This is a genomic window from Pseudomonas sp. NBRC 100443, assembly GCF_030268185.1.
Lineage (GTDB): Bacteria > Pseudomonadota > Gammaproteobacteria > Pseudomonadales > Pseudomonadaceae > Pseudomonas > Pseudomonas citronellolis.
This window is the reverse complement of record NZ_BSQE01000023.1, coordinates 85,140-103,372: the sequence shown is the minus strand read 5'-3', so window position 1 is coordinate 103,372 and position 18,233 is coordinate 85,140. Positions and strand designations below refer to the sequence as shown.

At 68.4% G+C, this 18,233-nt stretch carries 14 protein-coding genes; 3 read left to right on the top strand and 11 right to left on the bottom strand.

Annotated elements, in window-relative coordinates:
* Positions 1 to 2 precede the first annotated feature (2 nt).
* A complete protein-coding gene (locus QSJ95_RS25795; RefSeq protein ID WP_009618710.1) occupies positions 3 to 989 on the top strand; it encodes an alpha-L-glutamate ligase-like protein in 987 nt (328 codons plus the stop codon).
* 775 nt (positions 990 to 1,764) lie between these two features.
* Here the strand turns inward: QSJ95_RS25795 and QSJ95_RS25790 are convergent.
* The 7 genes from QSJ95_RS25790 to QSJ95_RS25760 all read right to left on the bottom strand — a co-directional run bounded on the left by QSJ95_RS25790 (position 1,765) and on the right by QSJ95_RS25760 (position 12,577).
* Positions 1,765 to 2,934 (bottom strand): MalM family protein, encoded by a 1,170-nt coding sequence (locus QSJ95_RS25790; protein ID WP_074986043.1) that lies wholly within the window; start codon positions 2,932 to 2,934, stop codon positions 1,765 to 1,767.
* A gap of 11 nt (positions 2,935 to 2,945) precedes the next feature.
* Entirely contained in the window at positions 2,946 to 4,544 is a 1,599-nt protein-coding gene (locus QSJ95_RS25785) for an outer membrane protein transport protein (protein ID WP_285646295.1), read from the bottom strand.
* An 18-nt stretch (positions 4,545 to 4,562) separates the two neighbouring features.
* Positions 4,563 to 5,567 carry a transporter gene (locus QSJ95_RS25780; protein ID WP_009618707.1) on the bottom strand — a complete coding sequence of 335 codons (1,005 nt, stop codon included), beginning with the start codon at positions 5,565 to 5,567 and terminating at the stop codon, positions 4,563 to 4,565.
* Between the two features lie 45 nt (positions 5,568 to 5,612).
* Positions 5,613 to 6,374: a C39 family peptidase gene (locus tag QSJ95_RS25775; protein ID WP_009618706.1), complete on the bottom strand. Its 762-nt coding sequence runs from the start codon at positions 6,372 to 6,374 to the stop codon at positions 5,613 to 5,615.
* Positions 6,375 to 6,448: 74 nt separating this feature from the next.
* Positions 6,449 to 6,913 (bottom strand): DUF6160 family protein, encoded by a 465-nt coding sequence (locus QSJ95_RS25770; protein WP_009618705.1) that lies wholly within the window; start codon positions 6,911 to 6,913, stop codon positions 6,449 to 6,451.
* Between the two features lie 230 nt (positions 6,914 to 7,143).
* A complete protein-coding gene (locus QSJ95_RS25765; protein ID WP_074986047.1) occupies positions 7,144 to 9,864 on the bottom strand; it encodes a helix-turn-helix transcriptional regulator in 2,721 nt (906 codons plus the stop codon).
* A 1-nt stretch (position 9,865) separates the two neighbouring features.
* The gene (locus QSJ95_RS25760) at positions 9,866 to 12,577 is read right to left on the bottom strand and encodes a winged helix-turn-helix domain-containing protein (protein ID WP_082033795.1); all 2,712 of its coding nucleotides are present in this window, start codon (positions 12,575 to 12,577) and stop codon (positions 9,866 to 9,868) included.
* A gap of 174 nt (positions 12,578 to 12,751) precedes the next feature.
* Here QSJ95_RS25760 and pabB point away from each other — a divergent pair, with 174 nt between their 5' ends.
* On the top strand, positions 12,752 to 14,101 hold the full coding sequence (pabB, locus tag QSJ95_RS25755; RefSeq protein WP_009618702.1) for an aminodeoxychorismate synthase component I: 1,350 nt from the start codon (positions 12,752 to 12,754) through the stop codon (positions 14,099 to 14,101).
* Positions 14,102 to 14,121: 20 nt separating this feature from the next.
* On the opposite strand, the gene QSJ95_RS25750 is transcribed toward pabB, so the two are convergent.
* Genes QSJ95_RS25750 through QSJ95_RS25735 form a run of 4 tightly spaced genes read right to left on the bottom strand, consistent with a single transcriptional unit; the run spans position 14,122 to position 16,731 of the window.
* Positions 14,122 to 15,444 carry a sensor histidine kinase gene (locus QSJ95_RS25750; protein ID WP_285646290.1) on the bottom strand — a complete coding sequence of 441 codons (1,323 nt, stop codon included), beginning with the start codon at positions 15,442 to 15,444 and terminating at the stop codon, positions 14,122 to 14,124.
* Positions 15,441 to 16,118 carry a response regulator transcription factor gene (locus QSJ95_RS25745; RefSeq protein ID WP_009618700.1) on the bottom strand — a complete coding sequence of 226 codons (678 nt, stop codon included), beginning with the start codon at positions 16,116 to 16,118 and terminating at the stop codon, positions 15,441 to 15,443. The genes QSJ95_RS25750 and QSJ95_RS25745 overlap by 4 nt, the downstream gene beginning before the upstream one ends.
* Positions 16,118 to 16,423, bottom strand: coding sequence for a PepSY domain-containing protein (locus tag QSJ95_RS25740; RefSeq protein ID WP_009618699.1), 306 nt, complete (start codon positions 16,421 to 16,423; stop codon positions 16,118 to 16,120). The genes QSJ95_RS25745 and QSJ95_RS25740 overlap by 1 nt, the downstream gene beginning before the upstream one ends.
* Positions 16,423 to 16,731 carry a PepSY domain-containing protein gene (locus QSJ95_RS25735; protein WP_009618698.1) on the bottom strand — a complete coding sequence of 103 codons (309 nt, stop codon included), beginning with the start codon at positions 16,729 to 16,731 and terminating at the stop codon, positions 16,423 to 16,425. The genes QSJ95_RS25740 and QSJ95_RS25735 overlap by 1 nt, the downstream gene beginning before the upstream one ends.
* Positions 16,732 to 16,883: 152 nt before the next feature.
* Between QSJ95_RS25735 and QSJ95_RS25730 the strand changes: the two genes are divergently transcribed.
* Positions 16,884 to 17,963 carry a patatin-like phospholipase family protein gene (locus tag QSJ95_RS25730; RefSeq protein ID WP_285646284.1) on the top strand — a complete coding sequence of 360 codons (1,080 nt, stop codon included), beginning with the start codon at positions 16,884 to 16,886 and terminating at the stop codon, positions 17,961 to 17,963.
* Positions 17,964 to 18,233 lie beyond the last annotated feature (270 nt).

Below are 18,233 nucleotides of genomic sequence, written 5' to 3'. Positions count from 1 at the left end.
CCATGTTCGGCCTGATCAAGCGGTGGAAAGCCCTGGAAGCCAAGGGCATCATGGGCATCAACCGGCGCAACGCGGACTTCGTGCTGAAGTACAACAAGCGCCACCTGTACCCGATCGTCGACGACAAGATCATCACCAAGGAACGCGCCATCGCCGCCGGCATCCACGTGCCGGAGATGTACGGGATCATCTCCACCGAGAAGGAAATCGAGAAGCTCGATTCCATCATCGGCGAGCGCAACGACTTCGTCATCAAGCCGGCGCAGGGCGCCGGCGGCGACGGCATCCTGGTGATCGCCGACCGTTTCGAGGGCAACTTCAAGACCGTCTCCGGGCGCATCATCAGCCGCGAGGAGATCGAGTATCAGCTCTCCAGCATCCTCACCGGCCTGTACTCCCTGGGCGGGCACCGCGACCGCGCGCTGATCGAGTACCGCGTCACCCCCGACCAGATCTTCCGCAGCATCAGCTACGAGGGCGTGCCGGACATCCGCATCATCGTCCTCATGGGCTACCCGGTGATGGCCATGCTGCGCCTGCCGACGCGCCAGTCCAACGGCAAGGCCAACCTGCACCAGGGCGCCATCGGCGTGGGCGTGGACCTGGCCACCGGCATCACCCTGCAAGGCACCTGGCTGAACCGCAAGATCGCCAAGCACCCGGACACCACCAACGCGGTGGACGGCGTGCAGCTGCCGCACTGGGACGGCTTCATGAAGCTGGCCGCCGGCTGCTACGAGCTGTGCGGCCTGGGCTACATCGGCGTGGACATGGTGCTGGACCAGGACAAGGGCCCGCTGATCCTCGAACTCAACGCCCGCCCCGGGCTGAACATCCAGATCGCCAACGACTGCGGCCTGACCGGCCGCGCCCAGGCAGTGGAGGCCCACCTGGTGGAGCTGCAGGCCAAGGGCGTGCAGGAGACACCGGAGGAGCGGGTGCGTTTCTCGCAGAAGCTGTTCGGGCATGTGCCGACGCGGGAGATCTGAGGCGGAGTCGGGGGCTTTTCGTAGGAGCGAGCTTGCTCGCGAACAACCGAGTCAAGCTCGACTCCAGAGCGATATCGAAGTCCGTCCCCTCTCCCCAACCCTCAGCTGCGCGCCCCGCCCTGAAGGGAGAGGGGGCTTGTCCGTGCGGAGAGGAGGAATGGTTTCAGCCGGAAACCTTCGGTGCTGCCGGCTGACTCAGGAATACCTACGCACTCCGAACGGTCCCCTCTCCCTTCAGGGAGAGGGTTAGGGAGAGGGAGCGGAGCCAAGCCCGAGCACCGTACCCGGCAGGCCCCTCCCGCCTGTAGCCCATCGGGGCTCTCGCGACATCCATGTCGCATGACCTCCTGAGCGCCGGTTTCGCTCGGCCTTCTGAAGGGGCGTTTCGGTGCGCGCGGCTATTTCTCTGGAAGTCCGAATCGCGGACAAGGTCCGCTACACCACCCCACCCACACCATTCCCTGTAGGAGCGCGCCCTGCGCGCGAAATCGCGGGCAGGGCCCGCTCCTACAATCCGCCGGGAGGCATGGTGTTTCCCCGTAAGCGGACCTTGTCCGCGATAGCCGGAACCTCCGGCGCGATTCGCGGATGAGATCCGCTACGGTTCCAGGAAGCACGGCTTTTCGTAGGATGGTGTTGAGCGAAGCGATACCCATCACCACGGCAGCATGGGTATCGCAAGCTCAACCCATCCTACGGTTCAGGGAGGCACGGGCGTAGGAGCGGACTCCGTCCGCGATCGACCAACCGCCCGCAGCGGGCTATCCGGTGACGCTCAGCGCACCACCGCCAGCTCGAACCCACCCTGGTCGGCATGCTGCCGCACCTTCATCCCCTCCTCGTTCACCGCCAGGTTTTCCAGCGGGCGCTTGTAGGGTTTGTTGTCCAGCGTCTGCAGGGCGCGGTCCTCGTCGGTGGTCAGCAGCAGCACGTAGCGCTCGCCCTGGTTGGCGCGCACCGGTACCGTGCCTTCGATGAAGGCGTAGCGGTACCAGGTTTCCGGGTTGAGCTTGTAGACCGCGTCGCTGACCAGGCGTGTCGGGCGCTTGCGCTCGTCGAGGAACAGCAGCGAGGGGTAGACCACCTGGTGGTTGGAGAAGCTGCGCACGCGCAGGCCGTAGACCTGCTGCGAGGCCGGCAGCTTCATGGCCACGTAGTAGCTCTTGCCCATGGGGAAGTCGAAGCTCGGCGAGAACTTGTTGAGCTCCTCGTAGCGCGGCTCGTCGGCGTTCAGCTCGGTGAACTCGCCCTCGGCGATCTGCTCGCAGCAGCGCCTTTGCAGGTCCTGGTAGAGATCGTTAAGGGTCTTGCCGCTGCCCTTGAGCAGGGCCTTCATGGCGTCGCTCTGCTCGCCGCTGCCGTCCAGCCCCGGCAGGGCCTGTGGGCGCTGTTTGAATTGCACTTCACGGCCCTCGGTGAAGGCGATCTGGTTGCGGCGGATGCCGTCGGCGCGGTCCTGGGCGGTGATCGGCGAGTTGTGCATGCGGCCCTGCTCGTCGACCCAGGTGTAGTACGGGTTGCCGTTCTCGCTACGGACGAAGCCCTTGTCCTCGTAGGCCTCAGCGTCGATGTACTCGGAGGAGTGGTCGCCGTTGGGCAGCACGTAGTCGCCACGCCCGGCGGGCACCTGGTTGCCGGCATAGAAGCTGTTCTGCAGGTTGCCCTGGCCGTCCACCCAGGTGAAGTAGCGGCGCTTGCTCTCCCCCGCCGGCGCGCTGCCGGGCCAGAGGGTGCCGCCGTCGTCGCGCAGGCGGGCGCGGTCGCTCTGGTCGATGCGCCTGGCCGCCTGGCGCTGCTGCTGGCCGTAGCCGGCGTCGACGAAGGTGTTGTGCACCTGGCCGCTGTCGTCGATCCACGACAGGTAGCGCCCGGCGTCGGCCAGCGCCGGCAGCGGCGCGGCCGCCGTGGCCAGCAGGCAGAGGAACAGGTGGCGGGAACGCTGCATCGGGCCGCTCCTCAGAAGGTGGTGTTGTAGGTCAGGGCGAAGATATAGGCCTTCACCGTGGTATGTACATCCATGCCGGCATAGGGGTTGTAGACCAGGTTGTCGATGCCGGTGCAGGTCAGGTTGCAGCTCTGCCCGGACTTGATGCTCTGCTTGGAGACGAAGTAGTTGAAGCCCAGGTCGATGTTGGTGTCCTTGTCCCAGCGGTAGCCCAGGCCCAGGCCGTAGAGGTCGGCGTCGCCGATGGGCACCAGGGCGTCGGCCTTGCTCTTGGGGATCGCCGAGGGCCGGTACTCGTAGCCGGCGCGCAGCTGCAGGCGGTCGTTGACGTCGTACTGCACGCCCATGGCGTAGCTCCAGGTGTCGCGGTAGCCACGGTCGAGGATGATGCTGTGGTCGGTGGCGCCGTTGGGGGCGAAGTTCTTGGCGATGCGCAGCAGGTCCAGTTCCCTGTCGAACTCGATCTCCAGGTTGTTCCAGTCGCTGTAGCCGCTCCACTTCAGGTCGAAGTTGAACTGCCAATTATCGAACGGGCGCAGCTTGATGCCGGTGGAGAAGTTGTCCGGGTTGGTCATCTTCAGCGTCGCCACGCCGTGCTCCTCCTCGGCGTTGCCGTAGGGGAACAGCGGGCTGAGGAAGGCGCCGAACACCGAGTTCTGCAGGCCCGACCAGAAACCCTGCCAGTCCTTGGTGTAGTCCACCCGGTACTTGCCCTTGAGCTTCATGCGCGACTCGCTCTGGTACACCGCGCCCCAGGCGAACCAGTCGGTGGGCTCCCAGAGCACGCCCAGGTTGTAGCTGGGCGAGAGGGTCTGCTGCATGTCCAGCTTGAGGTTGGCCAGGGTGTCGTAGGGGCCGATGCGCCCGCCGCAGACGTTGAACACCAGCTCGACGATCTCCTGCGCGCCGGGCACGCAGGTGGTGTCGTGGAGGGTCTGCAGCAGGCCGGTGAGCAGGCCGGGGTTGCGGAAGTCGGTGTCCAGGGCCATGGCCTGGTGCGAGAAGCCGATGGACAGGCCGAACGACAGCGTGTCGTTCATCTGGTAGCCCACCGAGGGCGAGAAGTAGGTCAGCCGCTGCAGCGACACGCGGCGCCCGTCGTAGCGCCCCGGGTCGCTGTCCGAGTCCCGCGAGTAGCCCAACGCCTGGGGCGTGTAGACGTTGGTGGCGAAGGTGAACTTGGAGCCCGGCGGGTTGATCGACAGGCCCGCCAGCGGCGCCACCAGCATGGGCACGTCGGTCATGCCGCCCAGGCCCGGCAGGTACATGGTCGGCGTCATGGTGCGGCTGTGGGAGTTGGCCACCGGGTCGTCGGACACGCCGAAGGTGCTCTCGCCGTAGTTCGGCGGCGCGTGGAAGCCGGCGCGGATGTCCATCACCCCGCTGACCAGCTTCACCGTGGTCTGCCGGCCCTTGAGCTTGGTCAGCGCCGCGGGGTTGTAGTGCACGGCGTCGATGCCGGTGGAATCGGCGGTGACCGCGTTGCCCAGGGCCATCGCCTTGGGGTTGCCGATGGTGATGTCGTTGGCCAGTTGGGCCTGGGCCGGCAGAATCCAGCCAAGCCCCGCCCCTGCCATCGCCAGCAGAAGTGGCGAAATGCGCTTCGTCATGGGAACTCCGCTCGCCGTTTAGTCGGGCTTAAGGCCCTTGATATCCAGGGGCAGGGAAACCCCCAGCAAGATATCCGGTGAGTCTTCAGTCAAGCCGAAGCCGGCGTTCACGTTGACGATGTAGTCAGGCGAGGTGCGCAGGCCGAGCGAGAAGTTCATGACCGCGCTGGTCTGCTCGGGAGCCTCCACCGTGCGGGTGTCGAAGTGGTAGCGGCTCTTCATCTGGTAGGCCATCTGGTAGGAGGTGGCCAGGGACACGTCGTAGGACAGCGCGTAGGCCATGCCCATGGCGAAGTTCAGGGTGTCGCCCGGGGTGACCTTGTTCAGCTCCTCGCCGTACTGGTTCTGGTGGATGTTGTCGACCTTGAGGTTGTAGGTGTAGCCGAGCGAGCCGTAGAGCACGACCGGATCGATCACGTAGGACATGTTCGCGCCCACGCCGAGGCTGTAGTAGCCGTTGCCGGTGGACACGTCCTTGTCCGGGTTCATGTCGAACGGGCTGTCGCCGGTGGGCAGCCCGAGGGTGGCGTAGAAGGTGGTGACCGGGCGGCCGCGCATCGCTGCCCAGGGCTGCCAGCGCAGGGTCGCGGAAATGTCGCCGAGGCTGTAGGCGTGGACGTCGCTCTCGGTGTCGTACTTGGCCACGAAGGGCAGGCGCAGGCTGAAGGTCAGGTTGTCCCAGATGCCGTAGTCGAAGGTGAAGGAGTTGGTGAAGGTGTGCTGCGCCTCGCTGGTCGCCAGCACGCTGTACACGCTGTCGCCGGTGCGCACCTGCTGGATGCGGGTGTCGCGCATCATCGAGTAGTCCAGGCCGTAGGTGAGGGTCCGCTCGCCCTTCTTCAGCAGGGTGTAACTCTTCTCCGCCGCCTGGAATACCTCTTCCAGGGCCTTGGCGCTGTCGGCGTCGTCGGCCTTCTTGGCCAGCGCGTCACGCGCCTGGTCGACCGAGCCTTCCTCGGCCGGCGCCGGGCCCGATGCCAGCAAGGCCAGTATGGCGGCGCACGCATACCCCCTGAATCTCATGATGCAATCCCCTGGTCTTGTTCTTATGGAAGGATGAAACGTCGATCACTTGCTGCGTATGAACTGCACGTCGCCTTTGGATGCGGCCTCGATCATCCGGTTGCTGGTGAACTTGCTCATCTCCGGGAACTCGCGGAAGGCCAGCAGGCTCACGGTACGGTCGTCCACCAGGCGCAGGTCCTGCTCCTTCAGGGCCAGGGCGTTCTTCGGCTCCTGGCCGCTCGGGTAGATGACGAAGAGCACGTTCTGGTCCCAGATCGCCTCGAAGCGGCTGCGGGTGAAACTGATGTTGCCCAGGGCAGGATCGGCAACGAAGACGTGGTCGTTGTAGACGTCGCGCACCACCACGAAATGCTTGAAGCCACCGTAGTGGATGGGCACCAGCGCCGGGTGCTCGAGCGAATCCAGGTCGGAGAATTCGGCGCGGAAGCCACCGCTCCTGTAGCCCAGCGCGGCCGCGTAGCGCTTCATGTCCAGCAGCGAGAAGCCGCGGCGCTGGACGATCTTGTCGGCCTCGCCGTACTTGAGCAGGCCTTCCATCACCTGGCGTTCCTGCAGGTCGCGGCCCAGGTAGTAGTCCAGCAGGGTGGTCAGCGCCGCCGAGCCGCAGCTGTAGTCGTAGGCCTGGCGGATGACGTTGCGGAACTGCACCTGGCTCATGGGTTCGAGTTGCACGGCCTCGCGGAAGGGGCCGTTGGGCGTGAGCTGCTGGGTGATGTTCACCGTGCCCCGGGGTTGCGGTTGGGTATCCACCGTCTGGGTGAAACCGAACAGGCCGAGCAGGCTTCCCAGCAGTATCTCGAACATCCCCTCTCCTCTCTCCTGGAAGAACCCTTGCCGGCACGGGCCGGCAAGGGGATACGCGTCACACGACCGATGGATCAGTGGCCCCAGATGCGAACCTGGGAACCGGCCATGTTCAGGTTGGAAACGGTCAGCGAACCGATGCTGGCGGCGCTGGTGTCGCCCACCTTGATGGCGCCCACCGAGACGTCGCCGGTCATGCCCGGCAGGCCCAGGGCCAGTTGCTGGGTGTCGGCGGTGCCGATCTTGGTGGTGACCACGTCGACGGTCAGCGGGTTGGCATCGTCGATCTTCAGGGCGGTGCCGCCCGGGCCGGTCAGGGTGATGTTCTCCAGGCGCAGGGAACCGGACTTGGTGTCGTCGATCTTGTCGGTGTAGACCACCGCCCCGATGCTCGCCTTGAAGTCACCGGCGATACTGATGCCGTCCTGGCCGGTCACGCCGGCGAGCGCGCTGTCGTCCATGGATTTCAGATCGGCATGGGCCAGGAAGGGAGCGGCCAGAACAGCACTTGCAAGAACCAGTTGTTTGATTTTTTTCATTCTTGTTTCTCTCCAGTGTTCAGGTGGGTTGCCCCAGGGCACTGCAGGGGGCGTCCTGCCCCGCTGCAGGTTGGCCGGCCAAGCCGACCCTCCAGACCCGCGCCGTCTTCCCTAGGTGCCGCGGGCATGGATTCGTGAAGCTCCAGGCTTCGCGTCCTGTTTCCCAAGCTACTGGGCAACCCCCCACCTGCCAGCCCATCCAAGGGATGGAGCCGGAAACGTCGTTCGCCTCAGGCTTCGCTGAGCAACCCCAGGCTCTTGCCCTTGAGTACCGCCTGGGTACGGCTGCGCACCCCCAGCTTGGCGAACAGGTTGTGCAGGTGCCACTTGATGGTGGCCTCCGACAGATGCACCGCCTGGGCGATGTCGCGGTTCGAAAGCCCGGCCGCCACCAGCCGCAGGATTTCCCGCTCGCGGTGGCTAACATCTTGATTTTCCTCGAAACCTGCTGGGTCGACGGACAGCCTGCGGCACTGTTCGCGGAGCAGTTCCGCCACCCCCTGCCAGGCCGCGGCGCGCTTGGGCTCGGCCTCGCGCCAGGCGTCCCAGAACGGCAGCAGCCAGATGGCGTCGTCCTGGAACAGCCGGCGGTAGCCCTGGTTCCAGGCTTCCTCCAGGGTGGGCGCGAACAGGGCGAAGGCCTTTTCGCTGTTACCTTTCTGCCAATACGCCACAGAAAGTAACAAGGCCAGACGCAACCGCCGGTCGCGCAGATAGGGCGAGGCGTTCGCCGCCAGCGCCGATTCCAGACGCTGCTGGGCGCGCTCGGCGCGCCGCTCGGACAGCGCCACCCGCGCCTCGGCCAGGGCCAGCGCAGCCTGGGCATCGGCATAGCGCTCGGCGGAGAGCCCCGACAGGTGCCGGGCCAGTTGCAGGCAGACGCGCTCGGCCTCGTTCGGCCGGCGCAGCCACAGCAGCAGCTGCACCTTGCAGCCCATGGCCAGCGCGTAGACGCGCTCGTAGCCCGGCGACTGCAGGCCGGCCAGCCATTCGTCGAGCTGGGCCAGGCCCTGTTCGGCCTCGCCGGCGAAGAAGCGCGCCTTGGCCATCACCAACTGGCCGCGGCTGATCAGCTCCATGGGCGTGGCCACATCGCGCCAGGTGGTGGCCAGCGGCAGTTCGGCGAGGATGGCCGCATGGCGGTCCTGCTCGTAGAGGATGTCGGCATAAGCCAGGGCCAGCGGCCCGCCCACCCGGCTGCGCCGGCCGAACACGCGCTCGACGCGGCTGCGCGCGCCCTCGGCGATGGTCCGGCCGCGCTCCAGCTCGCCGCTCTCCTTGCAGATCAGCGCCTCGATCATGCTCGCCACCACCTGCAGGTACTCGCTGTCGGCCATGCGCAGGCACTCGCGGGCCACGCCGATGGCGCCGGCGGCCTCGGCGTAGTCGCCCAGCAGCGCATGGGCCGCGGCCAGGATGCAGGCCAGGCTGGCGCGGAACACCGGCTGGTTGGCCGGCACCAGCGCCAGCCACTGGCGCGACACCTTGAGGCTGGCCTCCAGCTTGTCCTGGTACAGCAGCACCAGGGCCTTGAGCACCTGGGCCACGGCCAGCAACTCGGCCAGGCCGAAGTTGCGCGCCTTGCCCTGGCCCATCAGCAGGCGGGCACTGAGTTCCTCGATGAGCGCCTCGGCCTCGGCGAACTTCTGTTCGAAGGCCAGTTGCCAGGCGTAGAAGATCTGGAACACCGGATGCTCGCGGATCACCTCGGCGGGAATGCCGCCGAGCATGCCGAGGATGCTGTACACCCGGTTGCCGGCGATCAGCCGCGCGCCCTGGCGCTCCAGCAGGTCGGCGGCGAAGGCGTAGTCGCGGGCGCGCAGGGCGTAGCGCACGGCGCGGTCGGCCATGTCGCGGCTTTCGCACCAGCGCGCGGCGGCGTTGAGCAGCGGCGTGGGGTCGGCGCTGCGGGCCAGGCGCCCCTGGAGGAAGTCGGCGAACAGGTGGTGGTAGCGGAACCACTCGCGCGTATCGTCCAGGGGGATGATGAACAGCTGCTCGTTCTGCAGGCGCATGAGCATGTCCAGGCCGTCGCGGCGCCCGGTCAGGGCGTTGCACAGCTCGGCGCAGAACTCGTCGAGCACCGAGGTCTGGTCGAGGAACTGCTGCAGCGCCGGCGGCAGACTGGCCAGCACATCCTCGGCGAGGTAGTCGGCGATGTCCCGCTCGGTGCCCGACAGCCCGCGCAGGAAGCCCTCGCGATCGCTGTGCCGGGCCAGCGCCAGGGCGGCCAGGTGCAGCGCGGTGATCCAGCCCTCGGTGCGCTTGTACAACAGGCCCAGCTCGGCGTCGTCCAGCTGCAGGCCCTTGAGCTCCAGCAGGTAGGTGTCGGCCTCCTCGCGGGTCAGGCGCAGGTCGGCGCCGTTGAGGCAGAAGGCCCAGGGCGCCAGCGCCGGCTCGTCCACCAGGAAGCGCGGGCGGTAGCGGGTGCTGGTGACCAGGCGCACGTTGTCTGGCAGGTGCTCGATCAGGTAGCGCGCCCCCGGTTGCAGGGCCGGGTGGCGGATCTGGTGGAAGTCGTCGAGGAACAGGTAGAGCGCCCCGTCGATGCGCTTGAGGTCGGCGAGGAAGGCATCCAGCAGCCCTTCCAGCGGCAGGGTCATGTCCGACTGCAGCAGGTTCGAGGTGTTGGCGCCGAAGCCGGGGACGACGCTGCGGATGCTCTCCACCAGGTACTGCAGCAGGCGCTGCGGCTCGCTGTCGCCCTCGTCGCAGGACAGCCAGGCCACCAGCGCGCCGCTGGCCAGCAGGCGCTCGCGGAACAGGCTGAGCACGGTGCTCTTGCCGAAGCCGGCCGGCGCGCTGAGGATCAGCGCGCGCTGCTGGCGCGCCGCGAACAGGCGGTCGATGAGCGCCCGCCGCGGCAACAGCAGGGCGCCGTCGGTGCGCGGCGGGAACAGCTTGGTGCGCAGCAGCGGCAGGGGCGGCTGCTGGGAGTTGAGTGTGGTCATGTCAGAGCAGGCTCAGCTCGCGGGCACGGCGAATCGCTTGGGTCCGATTGCGCACCTTGAGCTTCTCGTAGATGTTGTGCAGGTGCCATTTGACGGTGCCCAGGGCCAGCGACAGTTGCTGGCCGATCTCCTCGTTGGAGAGCCCCTGGGCCGCCAGGCACACCACTTCCCGCTCGCGGTCGGTCAGCCCTTCCTCGAGCACGTCCTGTGCCTTGCGCGTTTCCTGGCCGGGCCACAGTCCCAGCAGGCTGCGGATGAACACCTGCAGCGCCGGCTGGCGCTCGGTGGCCTCCAGTTGCTGGAGCATCTGGCGGATGCCCTCGCCTTCCTCGATGAACAGGCTGCGCACGCCTTCGCGCTCGGCGCCCACCAGGCATTGCCCGAGCAGGCTGTTGGCGCGCTCCTGGTAGCCCAGGCGCTGGTAGCTGAGCGCCGCCAGCAGGTCCAGGCGCAGGCGCTGCAGGCCGTGCCAGTTGGCTTGCAGCAGGCCGCGCAGCTGGGTGATCTCGTGCAGCGCCTCGCTGAAATGGCCGCGCGCCTGCAACAGGCGCACGCGGCTCAGGCCGCGCACCCAGAGCACCGGGTTGAACGGGCCCTGGCGGTAGGAGGCGGCGAGCTTCTGCCAGTCGATGCCGTTGAGGCGCTGCTCGGCGCGCTTGCAGCGGTCGGCCGCCGGCTCCTGGAGGATCAGGTTGATCTCCTCGCCCACGGCCATGGCGAAGATGCGCCAGGAATGGTTGCGCGAGGCCAGGCTCTGCATCAGCCCGAGAGTCGCCAGGGCCTCCTTGCCGCGCCCCTGCAGACGCTGCACCCGCGCCAGGCACTGCATGCCCTGGGCGTAGAGGTCGATGGGGTTGATCACGTCGACGCGCCCCAGCGCCCAGCGCAGGCGCTCTTCCAGGCCATCGACGTCCATGCGGTAGTAGGCGGTCAGGCCCTCGGTGATGGCCGGCAGGGCCAGCGCCTGGGAACGCCGGTCGAACAGCGGCACGGCCTGCTGCTTGACGCGCTCCACCAGCAGTTGCGCCTGCTTCACCTGGCCCTGCTCCAGGGCCAGCATCACCTCGATGGTGGACAGCTGCATGTGCAGGTAGCGGCCGTCGAGGAAATGGTTGCGCTGCTGCGCCAGGCCCATCAGGCGGCGCGCCTGCTCCGGCTGGCCGTGCATCACCTGGGCGAAGGCGGCGACCAGCAGGATGGCGCACTCGAGGAAGGCCGAGTTCTGCCCCAGTTGGCTCTCCACCCGACGGGCCAGGGCGATGCACTGCTCCAGGTCGTCCTTCTGCAGCGCCAGCACGGCCTTGACCGCCAGCGCCGAGAGGTACTGGTCGCCCATCGGCGTCTGCGGCTTGCCGTCGCTCCAGCGCGCCAGCAGCTCGTCGAGCATGCGGTTGGCCTCGGGCAGGCTCAGTTCGCTGGCGCGGGTCCAGACGTCGCTGAGCACCAGGATCGGGTAGCGCGCGGCGATCTCGTCGGGCACCTGCCGGCGCCAGCGTGAGATCAGGTACAACTGGCCGCGGTTGATCAGCTCCAGGCCGTAGCCGTCGACCAGGGCGGCGAGCATCTCCGGGTCCTCGGCCAGGCAGGCGTGCTCGATGGCCAGGGTCGGCATGTGGTGGTTGGTGAACCACAGGCTGGCGTTGAAGTGCAGTTGCTTGAAGCGCTCCGGCTCGCGTTCGCGCAGGTGCGCGCGAAGAAAGTCGGCGAACAGCTGGTGGAAGCGGTACCAGTGGCGCTCGCGGTCCAGCGGCATGAGGAACAGTTGCAGGCTGTCCAGGCGCTCCAGCAGGGCCTGGCCGTCCTGGCGGCCGGTCAGGGCGTTGGCCAGCTCGCCGTTGAAGCGGCTCGCCACGCTGAGCGTCAGCAGGCTGTCGCGGATGTCCCGGGGCAGGCGCTCGAAGACGCTGCGCAGCAGGTAGTCGCCGACCTCGGCGGGGCCGCCGCCCAGCTCGGCCAGGTCGCGCTGGGCGCCGGCGGGCGGCTGGCGCAGCCACAGGCCGAACAGCTGCACGCCCATCACCCAGCCCTCGGTGCGGGCGTACACGGCCTTCAGGCAGGCCTCGTCGAGTTCCACGCCCTCGCCGCTCAGGTATTCGCGGGTCTGCTCCTGGGACAGGCGCAGCTCTTCCACCCCGACTTCCAGCAGCAGGCCCTTGGCCCGCCAGGTGGCCAGGCTCAGCGGCGGCTGCGAGCGGCTGCCGATGGCCAGGGTCAGGCCCGGCGGGGCGTACTGCACCAGGCGGTTGAGGCCGGCGAAGATGTCCGGCTGGGTGATCCGGTCCAGGTCGTCGAGCACCAGCAGCAGCGGCACGTCGACGCGCAACAGGTCGGAAAGCAGGCTCTCCATGACCGCCACGGCCGGCACCCGCAGGGTGTTGTGCAGGTAGGCGGCGGCGTCCCGGCCGACGTCCGGCAGGCTGGCGGCCAGGGCCTCGGTGAGCTTGCCGCAGAAGCGCCCGGGGTCGTCGTCGGAGCCTTCCAGGGAAAGCCACACCACTTTCTGCCCCTGCGCTTCGCGGCGCTCGGCGAGCATGGCCAGCGCGGCGCTCTTGCCGAAGCCGGCGGGGGCGCTGAAGAGCAGGACGCGATGATGGGCGGAACGCTCCAGGGCAGCCTGGAGCTGGGGGCGGTACTGGTATTCGGCAGGCACCCCGGGAGGTGTCGATCTGGTACGCAGAAGGCTGCCGGCTGCGGTTTTTAGCACTACGTCCACGGCCTCTATCCCTGTTTCATTATCGTTGTGGTACGGAGCATGGCTTCCGCGGGATAATCCAATTCTTATCAGAATGCTTACCTTGCGTAAACCGAAGAGAAGGGCTCTAGCATCGACTCTTCGGGCGTGCGCAGGAATGGCTCTCAGCCTAGCCCAGGGTTCCTGTTCCTACCTATGTCCCGCTATTGTGTACACCCGCTCCCCTACCGGGAAGATCCGACGGCGCGCTTCGCCCGCATCGCCCAGGCGCCCGGCGCCGTGCTGCTGGACGCCGGCAGGCCTGGCGCCGACCGTGGACGCTATGACCTTATGAGCGCCTGGCCATTGGCAGAACTGGCGCCAAGTGCCGACGAATCGGCCAAGGCGTTCTTCGCCCGCCTGCGCACGGCATTGCAGAGCCTCGGACAGGCCGACGCGGGGGAAATTCCGGACCTGCCATTCGTCGGCGGAATGATCGGTTATCTGAGCTACGACCTGGGACGGCGCATCGAACGCCTGCCGCAGCACAGCCGGGACGACCTCGGCCTACCCGATGCGCGGGTCGGCCTGTACGCCTGGGCGCTGGTCACCGACCACCAGCGCGGCACCAGCCAGCTGGTGTTCCACCCGCGCCTGGAAGCCGCCGAGCGCCAGCGCCTGCTGGCGCTGTTCGAGGCCGACGCGGCGGCGCCGGCGCTGCCGCCCTTCCGCCTGCATGCCGGCTTCCGGCCGGACCTGAGCCGCGAGCAGTACCGCCAGGCCCTGGAGCGGGTGCAAGGCTACATCCTCGCCGGCGACTGCTACCAGGTGAACTACACCCAGCGTTTCCGCGCGCCCTGCAGCGGCTCGCCCTGGCTGGCCTACCTGGCCCTGCGCGAGGCCTGCCCGACGCCCTTCGCCGGCTACCTGGGCCTGGGCGACGGCGCCATCCTCAGCCTGTCGCCCGAGCGCTTCATCCGCATGCACCGGCGCCAGGTGGAGACGCGCCCGATCAAGGGCACCCGCCCGCGCGGCCGCACGCCCGCGGAGGACGCGGCCAACGCCGAGGAACTGCTGGCCAGCCCCAAGGACCGCGCCGAGAACCTGATGATCGTCGACCTGCTGCGCAACGACCTGGGACGCAGCTGCACGCCCGGCACGGTGCGGGTGCCGGAACTGTTCGCGCTGGAGAGCTACCCCAACGTGCACCATCTGGTCAGCAGCGTGACCGGCGAGCTGGCCGCCGACAAGGACGCCCTCGACCTGCTGCTGGGCAGCTTCCCCGGCGGCTCCATCACCGGCGCGCCCAAGGTCCGCGCCATGCAGATCATCGACGAGCTGGAGCCGAGCCGCCGCGGCATCTATTGCGGCAGCCTGTTCTACCTGGACGTGCGCGGCGAGCTGGACAGCTCCATCACCATCCGCACCCTGCTGGTGAAGGACGGCCAGGCCAGTTGCTGGGGCGGCGGCGGCATAGTCGCCGATTCGGACTGGGAGGCGGAATACGCGGAGTCGCTGACCAAGGTGGACGTGCTGCTGCGCACCCTGGAACGCCTCGGCGACTGAGCGCCGCGCCGCGCAGAGCGCTACGCCGCAGCCCGCCTCGGCAGGGCCACCCGTACCCGCAGGCCGCCCAGTTCGCTGCCTTCCAGCGCCAGGCTGCCGCCGCAGGCCGCGGCGATGTCGCGGGCGATGCCCAGGCCCAGGCCGTGGCCGGCCACCTGCTCGTCCAGGCGGGTGCCGCGCTCGAGCACGCTGTCGCGCAATTCCTCGGCGATGCCCGGGCCGTCGTCGTCCACCAGCAGGCGGTAGCCGTCCTCGCGCTTCTCCACTTGCAGGCGCACCTCGCTGGCCGCCCACTTGCAGGCGTTGTCCAGCAGGTTGCCGAGCAGTTCCAGCAGGTCCTCGCGGTCGAACGGCAGGCGCAGACCGGGCGCCGCCTGGCAGCTGATGCGCAGGTGTTCGCCGTGGATCAGCTGGAGCATCTCGCGCAGGCTGGGCAGCTCGGCGTCGCAGTCGAAATGCGCGCCGGGCAGCGCCTCGCCCACCAGGCGCGCGCGGCCCAGTTCGCGGGCCAGGCGCTGGTCGATCTGCTCCAGCTGCTCCTGCAGCACCCGCTTCAGCTCGGGGTGCTGCCGCAGCTCCTCGCGCTCGGCCAGGCTGATCAGCACCGCCAGCGGCGTCTTCAGCGCATGGCCGAGGTTGCCCAGGGCGTTGCGCGAGCGGCGCAGGGTTTCCTCGGTGTGCTGCAGCAGGTGGTTGACCTGTTCCACCAGCGGCTCCAGTTCCTGCGGCACCCGGGTGTCCAGCTGGCTGCGCTGGCCGTCCTGCAATTGGGCGATCTGCTGGCGCACCCGTTCCAGCGGGCGCAGCGCGCGGCGCACCGTCAGGCGCTGGAAGAACAGGATCAGCAGCAGCGCCAGCGCCCCGGCGCCCAGGCCGATGTTGCGCAGGCGGTTGAAGCTCTTGAGGATCGGCGTGTAGTCCTGCGCCACGCTGATCCGCAGGCTGCGCCCGTAACGCTTGTAGTCGCCGCGGAAGACCAGCAGGCGCTGGCCTTCCGGGCCCTTGGCCAGGCCTTCGCGCAGCCCCGTGCGCTCCGGCACCTTCAGCTCGTGGTCCCACAGCGAGCGCGAGCGCCAGTCGGTCTGTTCGAAGTGGATCTGGAAGTAGCGCCCGGAGAACAGCCGCTCGTAGGCGCCGTCGACGCGCTGCGGGTCCAGCTGCAGGCCGGCCGGGCCGCGAATGATCGCCACCAGCAGGCTTTCCGCCTCGTCCTGCAGGCCGCTGGCCAGGTAGCGGCGCAGGCCCTGGTCGAACAGCCAGAGCCCGGCCTGGGCCAGCGCCAGGCCGACCACCAGCAGCACCGCGGCGAGGCCGAAGCCCAGGCGCCGCTGGATCGAGATCAAGCCGCGCCCCCGCTGCTGCCGGCGAAGCGGTAGCCCTGGCCGCGGCGGGTCTCGATGATCTCGCGGCCGAGCTTGCGGCGCAGGTGGTTGATGTGCACCTCGATGACGTTGGAGTCGCGCTCGGTCTCGCCGTCGTAGAGGTGCTCGGCCAGGTGCGACTTGGACAACAGCTGGCCCGGGTGGAGCATGAAGTAGCGCAGCAGGCGGAACTCGGCGGAAGTCAGGTCGACCTCGCGGCCATCCTGCTGCACGCACTGGCGCGCCTCGTCCAGGCGCAGGCCGCCGGCCTCCAGCTGGGCCTGGTTGGCCACGCCGTGGGCGCGGCGCAGCAGGGCCTGGATGCGCAGGAAGAGTTCTTCGGGGTGGAAGGGTTTGGTCAGGTAGTCGTCGGCGCCGGCCTTCAGCCCGTCGATGCGCTCGGCCCAGGAACCGCGCGCGGTGAGGATCAGCACCGGGGTGGCCAGGCCCAGGCCGCGCCATTCGCGCAGCACGTCCAGGCCGGGGCGGCCCGGCAGGCCGAGATCGAGGATGATCAGGTCGTAGGGCTCGCTGGCCCCCTGCACCGCGGCGTCGCGGCCGTCGGCCAGCCAGTCCACGGCGTAGCCCTGGCGGCTCAGCCCGGCCAGCAGTTCGTCGGCGAGGGGGACGTGGTCCTCCACCAGCAGCAGACGCATCAGTCGTCTTCCTTATCCTTGAGGATGCGCCCGTCACGGGCATCCAGTTCCAGTTCGCGGACCACGCCGCCGGCGGTGAGCAGCTCTATCTCGTAGATGTAGGCGTCGTGCTCCTTCTCCAGCTCCGCCTCGAGCAGGCGCGAGCCGGGGTAGCGCTGCAGCGCGGCCGGCAATATCGACTCGAAGGGGCGGATCACCCCTTCGCGGGTCAGGCGCAGGGCCTCGTCCTGGCTGATGTCGTGGGCCGACGCCGCCCCGGCCAGGCAGACCGCGACGAGCAGCGCGTAACGCAGAGGATAGGTCATCAGTGGTCCTGGCGGTCCTTGAGCACTTCACCGCTCACCGCGTCCAGCTCGACATCCCACTTCACCCCCTGGGCGTCCTTGATGTCGACCTTGTACAGGTAGCGGCCGTGTTCCAGTTCGAGCTCGCTATCGTACACGGTTCCGCCGGCGTGCTTGGCCAGCGCGGCCTGGTTCAGGCGCTGGAAGTCCTGGATGGTGCCGGCGTCGCGCAGGCGCAGGGCCTCGTCGGGGCCGATGTCGTGGGCCAGCGCCAGGCTGGAGGCGCCGAAAAGAGCAGTGGCGGCGATCAGACGGGTGAGGGTTTGCATGGGAAGGCTCCTGCGAATTGCCAATGCTCGCAGGCTATCGAAAGGCCATTAACTCAAGCTGAATGGATGCAGGACGGATCATTCACCGGATGAAGGATGCTGCCTAGGAAAATACAGCGCTTATAATCGGCGGCTCGCCAGAGAGTGCCCCCATGACCGCCATCCACATCAAGTCCCCCGCCCTCACCCTCAAGGCCGGCGCCCGCGCCCTGCGGCGCATCCGCGAGCGCGGCCTGAGCCCCGCCGACGTCGGCATCCTGCCCGGCGCCGCCGGCGGGCCGAAGGCGCTGGGCATCCAGGGGCTGGACCTGGCGCTGTTCGGCGAATGGCTGCCGCGCGCGCCGCGCGAGCGCTCGCTGATCGGCGCCTCGATCGGCTCCTGGCGCTTCGCCAGCGCTTGCCTGGCGGACGCCGCCGCCGGCATCCGCCGCCTGGGCGAGCTGTACACGCAGCAGCGCTTCTCGCGCAATGCGGACATAGCCGAGGTCTCCGCCAGTTGCACGCGGATGCTCGACGACCTGCTCGCCGGGCAGGACGCCAGCGTGCTGGCCAACCCGCACTACCGCCTCAACGTGGTGGTGGTGAAGAGCCACGGGCGCCTGGCCGACGACGGCAAGCGCGCGCTCGGCCTGGGCCTGGGCGCGGTGATCCGCGACAACCTGCTCGGCCGCCGCCGCCTGCACCGCCACTTCGAACGGGTGATCCTCCACGACGCGCGCCTGGCCCCGCCGCTGGCGCCGCTGCGGGACTTCCCCTCGCGCTGCCTGCCGCTGGACGTCGGCAACCTGCGCCATGCGCTGCTCGCCTCCGGCTCCATCCCGATGGTCATGCAGGGCGTGCGCGACATTCCCGGCGCCGGCCCGGGCACCTACCGCGACGGCGGCCTGCTCGACTACCACCTGGACCTGCCCTACGAAACCGACGGCGTGGTGCTCTACCCGCACTTCACCGACAAGGTCATCCCCGGCTGGTTCGACAAGGGCCTGCCCTGGCGCCGCGGCGACGCCACCCGCCTGCAGGACGTGCTGCTGCTCGCCCCCTCCCCCGAGTACCTGGCACGCCTGCCGCACAACAAGCTGCCGGACCGCAAGGACTTCAAGCGCTACCTGGGCGACGACGCCGGCCGCGAGCGCTACTGGAACAAGGCGATGGACGAAAGCCGGCGGATGGGCGACGAGTTCCTCGAACTGGTCGACGGCGGGCGCCTGGGAGAAAGGTTGGTGCCGCTGTAGGGCGCATAACGCCTACGGCGTTATCCGCCGCTTGACCTTGGCCATAATCCCGCTCGCTCTCAGCCATGCAGCGGCCGGCAAGGAAGGTGTAGCGGCGGATAACCGCGAACGGTTATTCGCCCTACGTCCATGCTGGGCTTGGCGTAGGGCGCATAACGCCTACGGCGTTATCCGCCGTTTGACCTTGGCCATAATCCCGCTCGCTGCCAAGCACGGAGCCGCCGTCAAAGCCGCGCCAGGCTCAACCATGCAGGGGTTGGCGAGGAAGGT